Below are 18,146 nucleotides of genomic sequence, written 5' to 3'. Positions count from 1 at the left end.
TGAGTCCCAGCCCGCCACGGGCTGACAGACTGGCGCGGTGAATCAGGAAGCCCTGCCGCTCGACGACCAGTTGAGGACGCCGACACAGGACTCGCGCGCCCGCGCGATCAGGCGCCGACGAAACACCTTTCGTACGCATCCAGCCCCAGCCGAGCCGATGGGGAAGACCCCCGCCGCGTGGTCGATACGCAGCGGGCTCGAGCAGACCGTGCCGCAGGAGCTGGCAGACATCGTCGCGTGGTTCGAGAACGAGCCTGACGCACGCGAGAGATTCCGCTGGGCGCTGCGCGACTCGCTCGACGAGCTGCTGGATGGACAGCGCACTGGGCGCTGGGCCTATCAACATCTCTCGAAGACCGAGAAGACCTACCTGGGCACCGCCGTTGAGGTCAACCTGACCAAGGAGTTCGAGTTCGCCAACGGACATGATCTCGACTGGCGCGTCGCGGACCGCGACGTCGACTGCAAGTTCTCGAAGGATCTCGGTGGTTGGGAGATCCCGATGGAGATGTACCGCTGCGCGGACCATGAGGGCAGGCAGGGCAAGGCCGACCACCCCGCTCTGCTCACCTGGATCAACGACGACACCAGCACCTGGGCAGCCGGACTCGTCAAGATCACCGACGAGCGTCTGCGGTGGCGGACAGACAAGAACACCGGCGATGTGGGCAGGGCATACAACCGCGACAACAAGAGACGGCTCGCGGACGCCTCGGCGCGCGACGTCTACTGGCTCTGGGGCGGGCTGCAGATCGACCTTCCACGAAACCTGCTGCTCCACATGGACCCAGCGGCACGGGATCGCATCTTCTCGTTCCCCCGGTCGGGTCAGGCTCGGGTCGATCAGCTGTTCCGGGAGGTCCGCGACTCGATCGTCAGTCGCCAGATGGTGCTCACGGTCGCCCAACAGGACGACGCTCCCAAGCGTGCTCGTGACGCCCGACTGAATCTTTGCGATGAGGGGCTTCTGGTCCTCGGGCACCAGGAGTCGCATCCCCACATTGCCAAGGCCCTGCAACTTCCAGTCCCGGTCAAGGGCGAGTGGATCGCCACCCGCGTCGTTCCGGTGGAGGCAACCGACAGCCGGCCGTTCTTCAGCGTTGCGGAACAGCGATGGGCGCGAGCTCACGCGGACGAGCCGGTCGTTCCCGCGCCGAAGCTGCCCCAACGGCTCGACGTCTTCTGGACATGAGCGAGCTGCCGCCGCGCAAAAGAAGGTTCGCTAGCAAGCGCAGGAGCAAGAAGCTGGCCGACACGGCGAACTTGATGCTGTCCCACGCGAGCAACATCACGACAAGGAACAGGGACCTACTCGCGCCAGAGTCAATCGCGATCAGCGCGAGGTGGACGGCGAACGCAAGCCCAAGGGCGAGCAGCGTCTGAGCCATCACGACTCGCCAGGACAGCTCCGACCTCCATGCACGACGTACGGCTTGTTCGACGGAGCGCGGCGGTGGAGCGCTCGGTGGCAGAGGGCGACGATGAAGATCACGGGTACGGCCAGAAAGACGATCATCGGATACCTCCAAGGGGACTGGCCCAGACATAGGTCCGACTACTCGCCACCTCTACCGCTAGGTGTCCTTCTGTGGATAAGGACGCCGAACGCAGACCTGTGGCGCGCACAGCGTTCGCCGCGTGACGAAGGTCGAGACTGCGAAGCCGCGCGCCGCGGACGCGACGTCCTCTCGCGAAGCTAATCTCCGGGCCATGAGGAAGCTGCGCGTCATCGACCTGTTCGCAGGTTGTGGTGGCCTCAGCGCAGGGTTCGAAGCGTCCGGCAGGTACACCCCTGTCGCCGCCGTGGAATCAGACTTCCAAGCCGCCGCGACATACGCACACAACTTCGGCGATCACGTGTTCGTCGGAGACATCGCGGACTGGGCCGACGGCTCAATGCCGGCCGCGGACGTCGTTGTCGGTGGTCCGCCGTGCCAGGGGTTCTCGGCGCTGGGCCGGCGTGATCCGGACGATCCTCGCAACAAGCTGTGGCGGCATTACGTCGAGGTGCTTAGTCGCGTACGACCGGCGTTCTTCGTCATCGAGAACGTCCCACAGTTTCTTGGGACCACCGAGTTCGCGAGTCTCCACGCGGAGACCTCGGCTGGAGGAGTGCTGGCCTCGTACCGACTTGAGACCTTCGTGCTGAATGCAGCCGACTACGGCGCTCCTCAGGCGCGGAAGCGAGCTGTCGTTGTCGGCCGACGCAGGGAGCTCTCGCCGATCGGTCCCCCGCCCGAATCTGCCCGCAAGGTCCTAGGCGATGCGTTCCCCGCATGGCTCGATGCGCGGGTCGAACTCAACGACCTTCCGAGCCGGAGCACGGAGTTCCGCGGCAAGGTGGTACCGGGGCCGTTCAAACTTCCCGAGCTGCACTTCACACGCATCGTTCCGCCGCTGTCAATAGCGCGGTATCGCGCGATCCCGCCAGGGGGAAGCCGCTTCCACCTGCCCGACGAACTCCAGACTCCCGGCTGGCGCAAGCACACCCGCGGCGCGGGGGATGTCATGGGCCGCCTCTCGTGGGACAAGCCGGCCGTGACGATCCGGACAGAGTTCTTCAAGCCGGAGAAGGGGCGATTCCTGCACCCCAGCGAGCACCGGCCGTTGACTCACGCCGAAGCGGCACTCATCCAGGGCTTCCCCGAGTCGTTCGCTTGGTGCGGGACCAAGGCTGCGATCGCGCGACAGATCGGCAACGCGGTACCCGTGCCGCTTGCTCAGGCTATCGCCGCGCACCTCGCAGGTTTCATGACCGTGTAGGTGCTCTGATTGAGCACCGGTGAGTACCGGTTCCTTTGCCAAACCCTGATTTCTGTCGGCGGGTTGCCATAGATTCGCTGCGTTGGTCGACGGGAGGTTCGGCCTTCGCGGATGTCGTCTCACGATGGGGTTGCAGTGCAGGGTTGGGAACGCGGGGCGGACGGCCTTGCCAAGGTCGTATGGGAGCAGACCGACGTCTGTCTAAAGGTCTACGCCGAGGACCCGAGCCGTGTGCTGCAGGACGCGAACAACGAGCGACGGATCTCCGAGGGCGGGTACGCAACCCGGCAGCTTGAAGAGCTTCTCCAGAATGCGGTCGACGCGGCGCGCAAGGGCGGCGAGCGCGTCGAGGTCCTTCTGACCAAGGACACCCTGTACGTCGCCAACGACGGTGAACCGTTCGACGAGCGCGGCTTGCGGTCGGTGATGGCATCCGACATCTCGTCCAAGGACGACGACAAGATCGGCAAGTTCGGCATCGGTTTCAAGTCGGTCCTGGCTGTTTCGACCAGCCCGCGCGTGTTCAGCCGCACCGTGTCGTTCGGCTTCGACAAGGCCTGGGCCACAGAGACGCTGAAAGACGAGGGATACGAGTTCGAGCAGTACCCGACGATGCGCCTGGCTCGTTCACTCGACCCGATCTCCGAGGGCTCGGCGCGAGACGACAACCTTCGCGAACTCATGGAGTGGGCGAGCACCGTGGTTGTCGTACCCCTGGCGGTCTCGTACGAGACGATCTCGCGCCGCCTCTACGACTTCCCTGCGGAGTTCATCCTCTTCTCGGCGCACATCAAGCGCGCACGACTCAGAAACCTCGCAGAGTCGGACCCCGCTGCAAAGCGAGGGGCATCGGGTCGCCCGGCTGATCGATCGATCAGTCAAGAAGCGGTAACGGATGGCTCGGTGATCCTCAAGTCCGGCGGGGTTTCGGCCCGCTGGGTCGTGAAGCGCGCGCTGCACGTACCGAGCAGCTCGGCTCGACGCGAGGGCGGGCACGTGGCGTCCCGCCAACAGGTGGAAGTTCAGTACGCCCTGCCGATCCCACCCGGCTCCAATCGCCTGGGCCGCTTCTGGGCGTACTTCCCCACCAACTTCGAGACCACGCTGACCGGGCTCATCAACGCTCCGTGGAAGTTGAGTGACGATCGGACGGGCCTCCTCGAGGGCGGATTCAACATAGAGTTGCTCGAGAGGCTTCCCGGGCTCGTCGGCCAAGCGCTGCAGATCCTCAGCGGAACCAACGACGCGGTCTCGGCCTTGGACGCGATGCCGGCGCGAGGGCTCGAATCCCGGAACTGGGTCGATCGTGAGATCAACGACCCGATCTTCAGGGAGCTTCGGCGGGTGCCCTCGCTGCCTGATGGCACCAACACGCTCCGCCGGCCCGCGGACGTGAAGTGGATCGGCGACGCGCCGACGGAATGGCTCGAGCATTGGGCGCGGATCAAGGACGCACCTCTCGAACACTGGCTGCACCCCAGTGCCTACTCGAGTCCCGAGCGTCGCAACAAGATCGTGCGGTTGATGCAGCACGAGCGCGGTTCATCGGACGCTCCGACTCACTCGGGCATCGACGAGTGGCTGGAGGCGCTCGTCTCCGCAGGGACCGTGGAGGCGTCTGCGGAGGCGATCCTTCTTGCAGCCAGGGTCGCGATGGACGCCGCGGCGTCGACCGAGGTGAGAGTGCGCAACGCCGCTGCCGACGTGCGTAGTGCGAAGATCATCCGTCTTGAGAACGGCGAATTCCGTGCTCCGGCAAAGGGCCGGGTCTTCGTGCGCGTCCCGGGTGACACGTCATCCGACGTCGACTTCGTGGACCCGGCACTCGCTGCGCTGCCTGCTGTGCGGGAAGCGTTGAGTCAGCTCGGCATCGTCGTCATGGACCGAAGCGGAGAGCTCCGCCGCTTGCTCGCCGAGGCGAAGACACCCGCGGCCCTTAAGTCGCCTGACAACGTCTGGTCGGCTATCTGGGCCGTGCTTCGCGACATTCCGCGCGATACTGCGCTCCAGATTCTGCGTGAGGACCTCGGGCAGGACCTCCTGAGTCACGTTCGAGTCCGGACGGCTGCCGGCACCTGGCTGCCGATACCGCAGGTGTTCCTGCCAGGCAGGATCATCCCGGCAGACGGAAGTCGGGATCGCGACCGTCTGATCGACCCGCGCTTCCATGCCCGGGATGAAGACCTCCTGCACGAGTTGGACGCTGTCGACGCTCCCGTGTGGCGGATGCATGCGCCGACCGAGGCGTGGTTCGCGGTGTACGAGGACGACATGCGCAATGCCTTCATTGCCAAGCAGCCCAAAGGCGGAAGCCGGCCGGACCCAGCGAAGATTCAAGTCTCCGCCGGGACGAAAGGATCTCCTCCCCCGTGGCCACTCGCCCCGCTTCGGACACTGAGCGCAGAAGGCATCGCGGCCGCGACAGAGCATCTGATGTCCCGGCCTGTGAGCGCATGGTGGCGGGTACAGCACACGTCGAACGCGAGCTATGGAACGTTCTCAGTCATTCCTCCTGAGGTGTGGTTCCTGCGCAAGCACGGACTGCTACGCACCGAATACGGGGTCCGACGCCCTACCTCCACGCTGCTGGCCGGCGAGGGCATCGACCCGTCGATCTTGCCCGCAGTCGACGTGTCTGATGCGTGGGCCAATGCGCTGGGAATCGAAAGGGACCCGGAGACGCTTAGCGCCGCGGACTGGCGCGACCTGAAAGCCATCGCAGACACCTGGCGAGGTCCGGAAGACGACGAGCGTCGAACCACGTTCTACGCCTGGCTCCCCGGTCGCATCGAGTGTGACTCCCTGGTCGTCCGAGTCGGTCGCCAATTGCAGTCCGTGGAGACGAAGAACATCGGTGTCACATCCGAAGTTGCTGTGCACGAATCGATGGTGGAAGCGCAGATCCCCGTCTTGTTCGTCGCGGACGCCGACGACGCTGAACGGTTTGTCGAGACGTGGGGTATGCCGCGCGGCAAGGACCTCCTTCAAGAGGAGATCGTGGCCGAAACATCGGGCGAAGCCGTCTTCTTGACCGACATGTATCCGCCGTTGAAGCTGCGCCTGGATCCGGCCGACCAAGACCTGCGCCTCCAACCGGCGTCCAGGCTCGTCAAGATGATCGCGACGCCTCGGGGCCAGGTAGCGTCGCCGATCCAAGCGCGCCGCGACGGTGACGTGATCCTTGTGACCGCCACCAAGCCCACCGAGCAGATCGCTCAAGTTTCACGTGTGCTCGGCCTCGGCATGGATGCGGCAGCCATCGCCAAGGTCCTGCAGCAGATGGAGCGGACCGCCACCAACAAGCTGCGGACTGAGATCAAGAAAGCCAAGTCGGATGACGAGAGGCTTGTAGTCGCGGTCGGCGTCGACGCGCTCCGCAGGTGCGTGCCGGCTCAGGCGCTCGAAGTTCTAGATGGGGCTACGGGCGGAGCGAGTCCTACGGACGTCGCCTCCCTCGCGCGCTCGGTGCACGGGGTCGCGATCCTCAAGCAGCTCCGTCCCGCACTCGAAGAACGCGGCCTCGAACCGCCCCGCGAGTGGACTGGACGGCACCGGACCCGTCAGTGGGTTCACGACCACGGGTTTCCTGCCGACTGGGCGGGATTTCCTGGCAGCAGCCGCGCGGCGGTGGAGGTCATCGACGGCCCCGCGATCCTCAGCCCACTGCACGATTATCAGGACTTCGTCACCGATCGCATCAAGAGCATGCTTCGAGGCGTCGGCAACGAGCGCGGGATGGTCTCTCTGCCCACCGGGGCAGGTAAGACCCGGGTGACGGTGCAGGCGCTTGTGAATGCAGTTCGCGAAGGCGACGTGCCTGCGAGCGTCCCCCAGATCTGGATCGCCCAGACGGACGAGCTCTGCGAGCAGGCTGCCGAGACCTGGACGTACGTGTGGCGGGCGATCGGGCCGCAGGTCCCGATGCGTCTCGGCCGCCTCTGGGCGAACAACGAAGTCCCTGAGGAACCCGGGACGTTCCAGCTCGTGATCGCAACAGTGGACAAGCTCAACTCTCTGGTGACGCGATCCAATGGCGAGTACGACTGGCTGCGCCAGCCGTCGGTCGTCGTCATCGACGAGGCTCACACGTCGATCGCTTCGTCCTACACACGCGTGTTGGACTGGCTCGGCCGCGGCGCGCGCCCGCGCAAGGGCGAGGTTCGAAAGCCTCTCATCGGTCTTACGGCAACGCCCTTCCGCGGCACCTCGGTCGATGAGACCGAGCGGTTGGCGGGCAGATATCTCGGAAATCGGCTGGATCGTGGTGCGTTCACCAAGGAAGACCCATACGAGGAACTCCAAGACATGCGAGTGCTCGCACAGGTCAAACACCGGATCCTCGATGGAAGCGATGCCGAGCTGACCGCGTCTGACATCGCCGAGATCGAGAAGATGAAGCGGCTGCCGCCGGCCGTTGCCGAGCGCCTGGGCGCGAACCTGACTCGAACGTTGAAGGTCGTCGATTCCATCGCCGCACTCCCTGACGACTGGACGATCCTGGCGTTTGCACCGTCTGTGGAGAACGCCCGAGTTCTCGCAGCGTTGCTCTCGCATCAGGGCATCCCAGCGGTCTCAGTCTCCGCGGATACAGAGACCGCGGCCCGGCGACACTACGTGGAGGAGTTCAAGGCAGGCCGAATCAGGGTGCTCACGAACTTCAACGTACTCACGCAAGGTTTCGACGCACCGAAGGTCCAAGCCGTATACGTGGCGCGGCCGACCTTCAGCCCGAACGTCTACCAACAGATGATCGGTCGTGGACTTCGCGGTCCGAAGAACGGCGGTTCGGAGGAGGTGCTGATCGTCAACGTTCAGGACAACTTCCAGCAGTACGGCGATCTGCTCGCCTTCAGGGAGTTCGAGTATCTCTGGACCAAACGATGACGGATGTCGCGCTGGACCCGAGCCAACTCGAGGCGGTCCAGATCGAACCGGAGGAGCGGCAGATCGTGATTGCAGGCCCTGGCTCGGGCAAGACCGAAGTCGTGTCGGCGCTGATCGAACATCTGACAGAGGAGGCGGGCGTCGATGCCGTCGACGGACTCCTCGTCATCAGCTTCTCGAACGCGGCGGTCAACGCCGCGGAGGGCCGGCTAAGGGCCCACGGCGCAGCACCTGTTTCGGTCCAGACGATGGACTCGCTCGCCGCCGAGATTCTGAGAGAGCTCGCTACCGAGGATTACAAGGACCTCGACTTCGACGACCGAGTAGAAGAAGCCACGCGTCTGTTGGCCGACGACGGATGGGACCGGATCGGCGACCTTCAGCATCTCATCGTCGACGAGGTCCAGGACGTCGTCGGGGTCAGAGCAGACTTCCTCAGGTCGATCCTTTCCGCCATGCCGGCCGACGCCGGGTTCAGCCTGCTGGGTGATCCGGCTCAGGGGATCTACGACTTCCAGCTTCGAGAGACACGTCGTGGCCGCGGGGCCTCGTCCACCACTACGTCTACGCAGCTCTTGGAGTCCGTGTCCGAAGCTCACGCTCCAACGCTCCGCGAACTGACAGGGCAGTACCGCGCGTCAAGCCGCGATTCTCAAGCGGCTATGCGGTTGCGCGACGCGGCGCTCCCCCACGGCGATGCGTCGGCGCTCGAAGGCTTCTTCGCCGACCTCATACACCTCGGCCAGATCGAGGACGCCGTCGATCTCCTTGGCAGCTGGCGGGGCTCGACTGCTCTGCTCACAGCGACGAATGGCCAGGCACTGGCAACCGCCGGCGCACTCCGACGGCTGGGCGTGGGTGTAGAGATCCGTCGAAGCGCGCACCAGCAGGTCGCAGCCAGCTGGGTAGCGGCGACGTTGGGCGACTCCACGACTGACAGTGTCAGCAAGGCAGACTTCGAAAAACTCATCTCGGACAGGCGCCCAGACGTCGATGCAGCCGCCGCCTGGCGCGCACTCAGAAGTCTTGTTGGTGCTCGCGGCACGGAAATCACTGTCAGCTCGATCGCGAACCGTGTGCGAGCAGGCCGCCGCCTGCTTCCCGACCTGGCGCAGAGCCCCGTGGCGGACGTGGTCGTGTCGACCGTTCACCGGGCCAAGGGTCTCGAGTTCGACAATGTCGTACTTCTCGACTTCCCAGTACGGGGTAGGGCCGCGGCTGATACCGAGATCGACGAGGTCCGTCGCACGCAGTTCGTCGCCCTGACTCGAGCGCGGAGCTATCTCGTTCGGGCGGACGGCCCGGATGATCGAGACCTTCGCCTGGCCACCAGCCCTACGGCACGGCGAACTCGGTGGTACGTGGGCGGCCACAAGCCTTGGATGACGTTCGGATTCGAGATCGGTATCGGTGATACCGAGCCGATTTTCGACAATCCCGCACCAAGCCAGGCCCACATCGTTTCCGAAGTCGCGCCGGGTTCTGAACTGGCACTGCGTCTCGACGTAGAGCCGTCGACGTTGGATCTCCCGGTGTACGCGGTCGTGCACAACGGGACGACGATCGCCCGCACATCGCGAATGTTCGGCGAGGATCTGGCCAGCCGCATCGGGACGCTCGAACGTCGACGGGGCACGTGGCCGGACCTACGTGGCGCACAGGTCGAAGCCATCGCCACGGCAGCGTCAGACCCGCGGCCGGACTCGCCGTGGCGACATGGCCTCTATCTCGCACCGATCATCACAGGACTTCTCACTCTCGACTGGAACGGAGCCGCCGAATGAGCACGCTCGACCCGTGGTACGAAGCTCGCAAGCGCATGGTCGACGCGGTGGTCGCGGATCTCTTCGGCACGAACGAGGACGAGCTCATCGACGAGGAGCCTCTGGAACGGTTCATCGTAGGAATCCTTCACCCCCGCACCGCCGAGGGGGCAAGCGCTCCCGTCGAGGTTGCCGACGAGGATCCAGACAGCGAAGGCGGCACGGCCCCCGACGCTGACTTCGACCCGGGAGTTTCCTTCGCTCACCTGCGTTACCCCTCGACCATGGGGTTGACCTTCGGCATGACCGCCGACGCCACCGCGTTCGAGGTGGAAGTCGTCGCTGATAGGTACGAGCCACTGGAAAAGGCAGCGGAGGGCTCGCCCGAGACGGGCGTCGCAACTCGCGCCTACGGCAAGCGAGTCACCGATTGGCGGCGCGTTGGAGTCGGACCAGTGCTCGAGGCTTTCGAGGTCGCCCCAGGATCTGTCACCAGAACCATCGTCGACGGCCTCGAATTGCGCTCGGTGCAGCGCCCAGCGATCGACGGCGTCGTGAACGTCACTGTCGTGTTGGTCAACACACACACCAAGCCGGAGAAGGGTCGGTCCGATGGACTGTGCTGGTTCCGTCCGGCTCTCCGGGTGCGGGTTGTGGACGGAACCCTCGCCGACCGACGGCCTGATCGCCTGCTCGATCACATGGACACCGACGAGCGCAGCGGCGAGTTGCTGTACAGAAAGCAGCGCCACCTCGCGGTCGGGCATGGCGTTGCTGTCACCTGGGACGAGGACGACGACGTCGCCGAGGTGGGCACGACGTTCTTCCCCGCTTACGATCTGCAGCTTGCTCAGGCCGATCGGGACGATGTCCATGGGCTGGAAATGCCGAACCTCGCGGCAAGGGATTCTCGCTCCGCACTTGAACGGCTCGTTTCGCAGTACGAGTCGTGGATCGACCGCGAGGCCGAGAAGCTTCCGGCGCTGACGCCACCGCACGCAGCTACCGCTCGCGGTCACTTGTCCGACGCCCGGGTGGCAGCCGGGCGCATGCGACGCGGTATCGACCTACTCGCCCGCGACCCCGACGCCGCCGAGGCATTTCGCGTCATGAATCTCGTCATGCAGCAGCAAAGGACCCGTCAGGAAATGGTGCGGCGAGGTCTGACCGCTCCGCCGAACGATGTCGTCGGCGCGTGGCGGCCGTTCCAGATTGCCTTCATCCTCCAGAACCTCGAGGGAATCGCGGACCCGAACTCCGAGGACCGCGATCTCGCCGACTTGCTGTGGTTCCCTACCGGCGGTGGCAAGACAGAGGCGTACCTCGGCTTGATTGCCTTCACATTGGTGCACCGTCGCCTCCGTGGAGCCGGAGCGGACGGCAACGGCGCCGGAGTCGGCGTCCTGATGCGATACACGCTCCGACTCCTAACGCTCCAGCAATTCGAGCGGGCCGCCGGTCTGATCTGCGCACTTGAGGACTGGCGCACCGGAGAGGGCGGACAGGATGGCTGGGAGCCCTTCTCCATCGGGCTTTGGGTTGGACAAGGGGCGACACCCAACAAGACGGAAGACGCGGCCAAAGCGATCAGGAAGCGCCAGGGAGGTGAGGATCCCGGCGATCTCGGGGATCCCATTCAGCTGCTGCGATGCCCGTGGTGCGGTTCCAGGCTCGGACCCGAGCACTACGAGGCGGACACGCGTCGCGACAGGGTGACCGTCCATTGCCCGAACGCGACCTGCAGGTTTGCGTCGGGTGACGGATTGCCTGTCCACCTCGTCGATTCACAGGTCTACGACGTGCGGCCTTCCTTGGTCATCGGGACGGTCGACAAGTTCGCGATGCTCGCGTGGCGGGAGCGGAGCGGTGCCCTGTTCGGCTCCCGACACGACGCCCCACCAGACTTGATCGTTCAGGACGAGCTGCACCTGATCAGCGGCCCGCTCGGGACGCTTGTCGGGCTTTACGAGACGGCGATCGACGAACTCGCCACGGATTCTCAAGCACGCACGCGACCGAAGCTGGTTGCCTCCACCGCGACCATCCGGCGCGCCGCGGACCAAGTGCGGGCGGTCTTCGACCGCGATGCACGCCAGTTCCCGCCTCCCGGGGTGGACGCCGAGGATTCCTTCTTCGCGGTCGATGCCGCACCTGATGTCAAGGGCACGAGGCAGTACGTCGGACTCATGGCACCGAGCGCGAGTCACGCGACGTTGCTGATCCGCACCTACGCTGCCGCGCTCCAGGCCGCCAAGGACCTCGATGCCTCCGACGAAGTCCGCGATGCATACTGGACGATCCTGGGCTATTTCAACAGCCTGAGGGTGCTGGGCGCCGCCTATATTCAGTCCATCGACGACGTTCGGGACAGGGTCAAGGTCGTAGCCCGTCGAAGCGGCAACGAGCAGCGTGAAACCCGGGACCCACGAGAGCTGACGTCTCGGAAGAAGTCAAGCGAGATACCGCAGGAACTCGACGCGCTTCAGACTGCGTACCCAGACCCCAACTCGCCGGACATCGTTCTCGCAACCAACATGATCTCGGTTGGCGTCGACGTTGATCGACTCGGACTCATGGCGGTGATGGGTCAGCCGCAGACGACGTCGGAATACATTCAAGCGACCAGTCGTGTCGGGCGCAGCCGCCCAGGGTTGGTGTTCACCCTTTACAACGCGTCGCGCTCTCGCGATCTGTCTCATTACGAGTCCTTCACCTCGTACCACCGGGCGCTCTACCGCCAGGTCGAGGCCACAGGCGCGACGCCGTTCGCGCCCCGCGCGCTCGATCGCGGGCTGCACGGCCTCCTCGTCATCCTCGCCAGGCATTTGGTGTCGGGGGCCGCGGGAGACAAGGCGGTATCCGTGCCGGTCGATAGCGACGCACTGGGCGACCTGGCGGGGGTCGTCGTCGCTCGTGCCCGTCGGGTGGATCCCGATTCGGCCGACGGTGTTAGAGAGGCCCTCGACAGCCTCATCGAGCACTGGGAGGCGGCGATCGAGAACTCCGACGTACTTCAGTACCCGCGGTGGGCGCAACAAGGTCCGGAGGTGAAAGGACTGATCATTCCTGCGGGCAGTTCGGGGATGGACTCGTCGACGGGCGAACCGCTAGCCGAGATCTTCCCGCCGGCCGAGCCTCCGTGGCCGACGTTGATGTCGCTCCGGAACGTGGACCGCGAGAGCACGCTCAAGATCATATCGACCCGACACACCAAGGCGGTGCGCGATGGCGACCACTGATCGCCCGAAGGCCCGACAGAGTCAGCTCGTCACGACGTATGGCGTCGGATCGCTGTACCCGGCCGGCGACCAGAGTTTCATGGTGTGCGGCACTGACGAGTGGGACGGCAAATGGTCTCCGTCGGTCGAGGAGCCTCGCCTCGCTCGCTCTCTCGGCGTCCACACTTTCAAGGCGCCTTCCAGCGGCAAACGGTCTGGCGATGTCCCTGTCGTGCGCTTCCCGCTCTTCCACTACTGCCCGGAGTGCAGGCGTCTCGATCGCTTCTGGGCCTTCGACGCCAGGAAGATGGAATGTCCCGATTGCACTCGGGATCTGACTCCCTCGCGCTTCGTGGCCTGCTGCGAGAACGGCCACATCGAGGACTTCCCTTACTTCCAGTGGGTCCACCGCGGCGCCGACACGAGCGGGAGCGACCACACGATGCGCCTTGAGTCCCGCGGAGCCTCGTCATCGCTGGCAGACATCGTCGTTCGCTGCTCGTGCGGTGTACCCGCGCACGACCTCGACGGGTCCTTCAACCGAAACGCCCTCACCGAGATCAAGCGCTGCGGAGGCAAGCGCCCCTGGCTCCCAGGCTCTCCGGACGAGATCTGCGACAAGCCGCTTCGAGCCCTCCAGCGCGGTTCGTCCAACGTCTGGTTCGGCGCTGTCCGCTCCTCCATCTCAATCCCACCGTGGTCCAGCCCGAACGCTCAGTTTGTGACCAAGCACTGGACAGTGCTCGAGCATCTCCCGGAAGACGCGTTGCGCGCCGCACTGCCCGGGATGCTTGCGGGGCGAAGCGGCCTCTCTATCGACGGAATCATCGAGGTCGTCCGTGGACGGAAGGGACTCGAGTCCGGCCAGCCGCCGACGGACAAGGACCTTCGTGAGGAGGAGTACCGCGCACTGATCGACGGGAACGACGGTGGCGCCATGGATACATTCCAGTGTGTGCCGGTCGATGTCGACGTACGCCTGCGGGGCATCGTTCGCCAGGTTTCGAAGGCGACGAGACTCCGCGAAGTGCGTTCGCTGCACGGGTTCTCCAGAGTGACGCCTATGCCGACCGACTCGACGAGTCCTCGTCTCGCGCCGTTGAGCGCTACGCCGCTCTATTGGCTCCCAGCGACCGAGGTGCTCGGAGAAGGGATCTTCGTCAGGCTGGACGAGGAAGCTGTCTCTGGGTGGGAGGGAGAGAGACTGGCCGAACGTCGCCATGCCATGCTGAGCCAGTCGCTACGGCAGCGCACGACCGAGTCGGGGGCCCCCGTCGTCGAGGCGCCGTCGGCACGCTTCATCGCAATCCACTCTCTCGCTCACGCGCTACTCCAAGAGCTGAGTTTGGATGCCGGCTATCCCATCGGGTCGCTCCGGGAACGGATCTACGCCGAGCCGGGCCAATCCGGTCTTCTCATCTACACCGCCTCGTCCGATGCCGCAGGCAGTCTGGGAGGGCTGGCGGCGCTGGCAGCGGAAAAGCGGCTAGCAGACGCCGTAATCGCGTCGATGAGCCGGGCGAGCTGGTGTTCGAACGATCCGGTGTGCTGTGAATCCGGGCCGTCTGGGAGCGACGGGCTCAACCTGGCCGCATGCCACGCGTGCTTGTTGCTTCCGGAGACCAGCTGCGAACACCGCAACATCTATCTCGACAGGGTGTCCATCGTCGGCGACGGCGTCGGCTCAGGCGACGGTCTGTTCAGTGCGTTCGGTACCTGACGGCTCCTCCCGGACGTCGCGCGTAACGCCGCCTGGGCTCGGCCGCGGTCAGCGCGCTGAGCATCATGGTTCGCTCCGCCGCCAACCGGCAGGTCGGAGGTGATCTTGTAGCGGTCGCGGTATGCCGCCACCGTCGTCGCCGCGTCGAGCCATGCTTCCTTGCCTCCCGCGTCGACGGGGCGCGGTCCGAGTCGTCGAGTCCAAGGCTCATGGGCCGCAGCTGCCTCCTCGGCCAGGGCACGGGCACGCGCTTCGATCAGTTCCGTGCGCTCATCGACCGCCCGCCGGTCCTCCGCTGACATCGCGCCGAGCGGCTCGGGGAGCAGGCCGGCGATCAGTCGCGGACGGAGGCGACACCCACTCGGCGGGGTCGCTGCGAGCTTGTCCACCCGGTAGCGGAGGACCGCTGCAATGTCATCGGCGTCATCGAGACCGTGTCGCCCGACGACTCGAGGCAGAAGACGTCCGAGGTCGTGGTGGTACGCCTCGGCACGGCGAAGGGCCGCCCATGAGCGGGCCGAACGCTGTCGACGCGACGACCGCAGCATGCTGCTCCGCGGTCAGCCCTGAACGGCTGAGCAAGTCGACGAAGCGGTCGTGCTGGGCGTCGGCGGCGATCGTCTCGAGTTCGGCTGCGAGGCGGTCGATGCCGCCATGCAGTTCGTACTCGGCCTCGATCGTCTGTGTGGCCGACAGGTCGGCGCTGCTGTGCTGGAGGACGCCGTACAGGACGGTTCTCGCCGTCACGTCATCCGCCTCGGGCGTGGAGTGGCTGCGTCGGGCTGGTCGAGGGCGACGTACGCGATGTTGGACTCACGGCCACGCGTCATCGAGACGTAGAGGTTCTCTCGGGTCGTGGATGTGGTCACGACGACATGGGCCGTGTCGACGGTGACGCCCTGAGCGCGATGCGCGGTGACGGCGTAGCCGAGGTCGACGTGCTCGGCGACGTACTCCGGCGGCAGGACCGTTCGCCGTCCACGGGCTCCGAGGCGCTTGACCACGACAGAGCCTTCGCGCCTGATGTCGGTGATTAGCCAGCGGTCGCCGTTCTTCACCCACCCGCCGCTTGTCGTCCTGATGCGGCGGTCGTTCTGGCGCGTGATGACGACGTCTCCGACCGAGGCTCGGCAGCCGTCGATCAGAGTGACCTCGCGGTGTGACATCCTCGAATCCGGAGTCGAGCGAGGAGCATGCGTTCAGCGCGTGACCGTCCCTCGGCTCGTAAGCGGCGACGGACGCTTGGTCCACCCGGTCCGCGAACGGTTCGTGCCCGTCGCACGCGCAGCTGATCTCGAGGTCATCCGGACCGCACGCGAGCACCTGCGCCCCCCGGAGGAGCCCACCTTCTCATCGGCGGGCACGAGCCGGGCAGACCTCCACGCCGCCCTCATCCACCGTCCCCCAGCGAAGGGAGCGCACTCAGATGTCCCAGGTCTCTAGTGCGAAAGGCAGCGGGCCCGGGGCGAGGCAGAAGATGGAGCGGCTTCTCTCCGCCGACGAGGTGGCCGAGTTCCTCGGCATCCCGGTCGCCACCCTCTACCAGTGGCGACACAAGGGCTGCGGCCCCGACGCGTACCGGGTCGGGCGGCACCTCCGGTACGACCCGGCAACCGTCCGCGCGTGGTTGCAGGAGCACCTGGCGGTGGAACGTGGCGTGGGTTGAACGGAGGGAGCGCACATCGACCGACGGGAAGCGAACGGTCACCTACCGGGTCCGCTGGCGGAGACCGACGGCCGGGCCCGCGCAAAAGCGTTCCGAAGGAAGGTGGAGGCGGACCGCTTCGCCGCCATGGTGTCCGCAGACATCGTCCGCGGCCACTACGTCGATCCCGATGCCGGCAAGGTGCGCTTCGACGACTACGCAGCCCAGTGGCTGGCGGCGCAGACCTTCGAAGAGGGCACAGTCGAGATGGTCGAGCTCCGCTTCCGGCTTCACGTCATGCCGCACCTTGGAAGTCGCAACCTCGCGGACATTCAGCCCTCCACGATTCAGGGATGGCTTCGCACCATCACGGGGCTCTCGGGGAACTATCAGAAGGTCGTGTACGCCAACGTGTCCTCGGTGTTCACGGCCGCGGTCGACGATGACCTGATTCCCAAGAATCCATGCAAGGCGCCTTCAGTACGGCGGCCGAAGTCGGATCCTCGCAAGCTGAAGCCGTGGACGCGCGAGCAAGCCATGGCGGTACGTAAGCAGCTGCCCGATCGGTTCCAGCTCGTAGTCGACCTAGGCATCGGGCTCGGGCTGAGGCAGGGCGAGATCTTCGGGCTCTCGCTGGACGACATCGACCTCAACACCGGGGAGATCGAGATCAAGCGCCAGGTGAAGCTTCTAGGGAGCAATCGCCAACTGTTCGGGCTGCCGAAAGGTCGCAAGATCCGTACCGTCCCGCTCCCGGACCGTGTGCTCGAGCTCATCAACGACCACGTCACGCGTTACCCGCCGCGCTCGGTGACGCTCCCCTGGGACAAGAGCGACGGGCCGGAACGCACCTTCGACCTGATCCTGTACTCGCGGGAGTCGCGCGCGCTCAATCGCAACTACTTCAACCCGAAGATCTGGCATCCAGCGCTCCGAGCGGCGGGCATGGAGGCAAAGCGCGAGAACGGCTGTCACGCGCTGCGGCACTTCTACGCGAGTACGCTCTTGGATGCGGGCGAGTCGATCCTCGCGCTGAGCGAGTACCTCGGCCACGCGGACCCAGGCTGCACACTCAGGACCTACACACATCTGATGCCGTCGTCGACCGAGCGCACGAAGGCGGCCATCGACGCGATGCTGAGCGTACCGAGTGCACCCCATGAGCCCTCGTAGGACCTGTTTTCGCAGGTCAGCGCGCTGAGGTACTCACTACTACGACATCTGAGATCAGCCGGAGCAGTACCGCTCGTCCCGAAGCTCCACACCACGGCGAAGGCCCCAGCGATCAAGCTGGGGCCTTCGTCGTTGCACCGCGGCCTAGCGCGGGCTGCCGATCCAGTCGCGGATCGTGGCGGCAACCAACTCGGGGTCGTCGTACATCGGCACGTGACCGACGCCAGGGAGGACCCGGAACGTGGCGTGCGGCGCGGCCGCGTGCCACGGGTCGCTGAAACCGGGCGCCGGCAGGAACCGGTCGTGCTCGGCCCAGGAAATCAGGGTGGGCACGCCGGTGTCGGCATAGCGCTGAACGGGTGAGTCGAGGAGCTCGGACACGCGCCGGTCGGCCGCCAGCGCGATGTCGAGCAGCTCGACCGCGTGCTTGGGCGAGATGCGATCCCCCCAAACCGCGACCTCGGCGAAGGAGTAGCGGCGCACCCGGGCGTTCCGGAGTCCGAGTGGCGCCACCCTGCGGGTCAGCTCGATCTGGCGTCGGATCCGGGCCCAGTGGCGCCGGATCCGCTCCCTGTCGTCCGCGTTGTCGGGCCATCCGCCGGCCGGGGAGAGCGCGACCACGCTGCGCGCCCGTCCACGCCGCCCCAGCTCCATCGCGGTCCAACCGCCGAGCGAGTTCCCCGCGACGTGCGCCGTGTCCCAGCCCGCGGCGTCCATGACCGCCTCGACCGAGTCGGCGTAGCGCTCGATCGTCACGGGACCGTCCGGGAGCGGTGCCCCGCCGGCATGGCCACCCAACGATGGCGCCAGGACGTCGTAGTCGTCGGAGAGGAGGGGGATCACGTCCTGCCAGGAGGTGCAGTGGTTGCTGCCGCCGTGGAGCAACAGCAGGGGCTCGCCTGCGCCCGCGCGCAGCTGGGCGGGGAAGACCTTGCGCATGGGCAACCTCCCACCTGGGTCATCGACATCGCGGGACCCCA

11 protein-coding genes are annotated in these 18,146 nt (G+C 65.8%); 8 read left to right on the top strand and 3 right to left on the bottom strand.

Annotated features, from left to right (window positions below):
* Nucleotides 1–37 precede the first annotated feature (37 nt).
* Nucleotides 38–1,192: a NaeI family type II restriction endonuclease gene (locus H0488_RS01090; protein WP_220794075.1), complete on the top strand. Its 1,155-nt coding sequence runs from the start codon at nt 38–40 to the stop codon at nt 1,190–1,192.
* Between the two features lie 195 nt (nt 1,193–1,387).
* Here the strand turns inward: H0488_RS01090 and H0488_RS24485 are convergent, their stop codons facing one another.
* Complete coding sequence (locus H0488_RS24485; protein WP_281369464.1) at nt 1,388–1,516, bottom strand: hypothetical protein; 129 nt, start codon at nt 1,514–1,516, stop codon at nt 1,388–1,390.
* 194 nt (nt 1,517–1,710) lie between these two features.
* Here H0488_RS24485 and H0488_RS01085 point away from each other — a divergent pair, with 194 nt between their 5' ends.
* From H0488_RS01085 to drmB, 5 genes are all read left to right on the top strand, one after another.
* Nucleotides 1,711–2,763, top strand: coding sequence for a DNA cytosine methyltransferase (locus tag H0488_RS01085; protein WP_183097474.1), 1,053 nt, complete (start codon nt 1,711–1,713; stop codon nt 2,761–2,763).
* Nucleotides 2,764–2,874: 111 nt separating this feature from the next.
* The gene (locus H0488_RS01080) at nt 2,875–7,647 is read left to right on the top strand and encodes a DEAD/DEAH box helicase (RefSeq protein ID WP_183097473.1); all 4,773 of its coding nucleotides are present in this window, start codon (nt 2,875–2,877) and stop codon (nt 7,645–7,647) included.
* Nucleotides 7,644–9,431: a UvrD-helicase domain-containing protein gene (locus H0488_RS01075; RefSeq protein WP_183097472.1), complete on the top strand. Its 1,788-nt coding sequence runs from the start codon at nt 7,644–7,646 to the stop codon at nt 9,429–9,431. Before H0488_RS01080 ends, H0488_RS01075 begins: the two co-directional genes overlap by 4 nt.
* Nucleotides 9,428–12,649 (top strand): helicase-related protein, encoded by a 3,222-nt coding sequence (locus H0488_RS01070; RefSeq protein ID WP_183097471.1) that lies wholly within the window; start codon nt 9,428–9,430, stop codon nt 12,647–12,649. Before H0488_RS01075 ends, H0488_RS01070 begins: the two co-directional genes overlap by 4 nt.
* On the top strand, nt 12,636–14,348 hold the full coding sequence (gene drmB, locus H0488_RS01065) for an MrfA Zn-binding domain-containing protein (RefSeq protein ID WP_183097470.1): 1,713 nt from the start codon (nt 12,636–12,638) through the stop codon (nt 14,346–14,348). Before H0488_RS01070 ends, drmB begins: the two co-directional genes overlap by 14 nt.
* A gap of 743 nt (nt 14,349–15,091) precedes the next feature.
* Here drmB and H0488_RS01060 read toward each other — a convergent pair.
* Nucleotides 15,092–15,514 carry a hypothetical protein gene (locus H0488_RS01060; protein ID WP_183097469.1) on the bottom strand — a complete coding sequence of 141 codons (423 nt, stop codon included), beginning with the start codon at nt 15,512–15,514 and terminating at the stop codon, nt 15,092–15,094.
* Between the two features lie 311 nt (nt 15,515–15,825).
* Between H0488_RS01060 and H0488_RS01055 the strand changes: the two genes are divergently transcribed.
* Nucleotides 15,826–16,014, top strand: a complete 189-nt coding sequence (locus H0488_RS01055; RefSeq protein WP_183097468.1) for a helix-turn-helix transcriptional regulator — start codon at nt 15,826–15,828, stop codon at nt 16,012–16,014.
* A gap of 102 nt (nt 16,015–16,116) precedes the next feature.
* Nucleotides 16,117–17,166, top strand: coding sequence for a tyrosine-type recombinase/integrase (locus H0488_RS01050; protein ID WP_183097467.1), 1,050 nt, complete (start codon nt 16,117–16,119; stop codon nt 17,164–17,166).
* A gap of 144 nt (nt 17,167–17,310) precedes the next feature.
* On the opposite strand, the gene H0488_RS01045 is transcribed toward H0488_RS01050, so the two are convergent.
* The gene (locus H0488_RS01045; protein ID WP_183097466.1) at nt 17,311–18,105 is read right to left on the bottom strand and encodes an alpha/beta fold hydrolase; all 795 of its coding nucleotides are present in this window, start codon (nt 18,103–18,105) and stop codon (nt 17,311–17,313) included.
* Nucleotides 18,106–18,146 lie beyond the last annotated feature (41 nt).

Origin of the sequence: Nocardioides pelophilus (genome assembly GCF_014180685.1) — a bacterium.
Lineage (GTDB): Bacteria > Actinomycetota > Actinomycetes > Propionibacteriales > Nocardioidaceae > Nocardioides > Nocardioides pelophilus.
This window is presented reverse-complemented; position numbering and strand designations above follow the sequence as displayed.

What these genes read in the sequence shown, in the direction of transcription:
- H0488_RS24485 (WP_281369464.1), bottom strand. Translation starts at nt 1,516, where the DNA reads ATGATCGTCTTTCTGGCCGTACCCGTGATCTTCATCGTCGCCCTCTGC.
- H0488_RS01085 (WP_183097474.1), top strand. Translation starts at nt 1,711, where the DNA reads ATGAGGAAGCTGCGCGTCATCGACCTGTTCGCAGGTTGTGGTGGCCTC.
- H0488_RS01080 (WP_183097473.1), top strand. Translation starts at nt 2,875, where the DNA reads ATGTCGTCTCACGATGGGGTTGCAGTGCAGGGTTGGGAACGCGGGGCG.
- H0488_RS01075 (WP_183097472.1), top strand. Translation starts at nt 7,644, where the DNA reads ATGACGGATGTCGCGCTGGACCCGAGCCAACTCGAGGCGGTCCAGATC.
- H0488_RS01070 (WP_183097471.1), top strand. Translation starts at nt 9,428, where the DNA reads ATGAGCACGCTCGACCCGTGGTACGAAGCTCGCAAGCGCATGGTCGAC.
- drmB (WP_183097470.1), top strand. Translation starts at nt 12,636, where the DNA reads ATGGCGACCACTGATCGCCCGAAGGCCCGACAGAGTCAGCTCGTCACG.
- H0488_RS01060 (WP_183097469.1), bottom strand. Translation starts at nt 15,514, where the DNA reads ATGTCACACCGCGAGGTCACTCTGATCGACGGCTGCCGAGCCTCGGTC.
- H0488_RS01055 (WP_183097468.1), top strand. Translation starts at nt 15,826, where the DNA reads ATGGAGCGGCTTCTCTCCGCCGACGAGGTGGCCGAGTTCCTCGGCATC.
- H0488_RS01045 (WP_183097466.1), bottom strand. Translation starts at nt 18,105, where the DNA reads ATGCGCAAGGTCTTCCCCGCCCAGCTGCGCGCGGGCGCAGGCGAGCCC.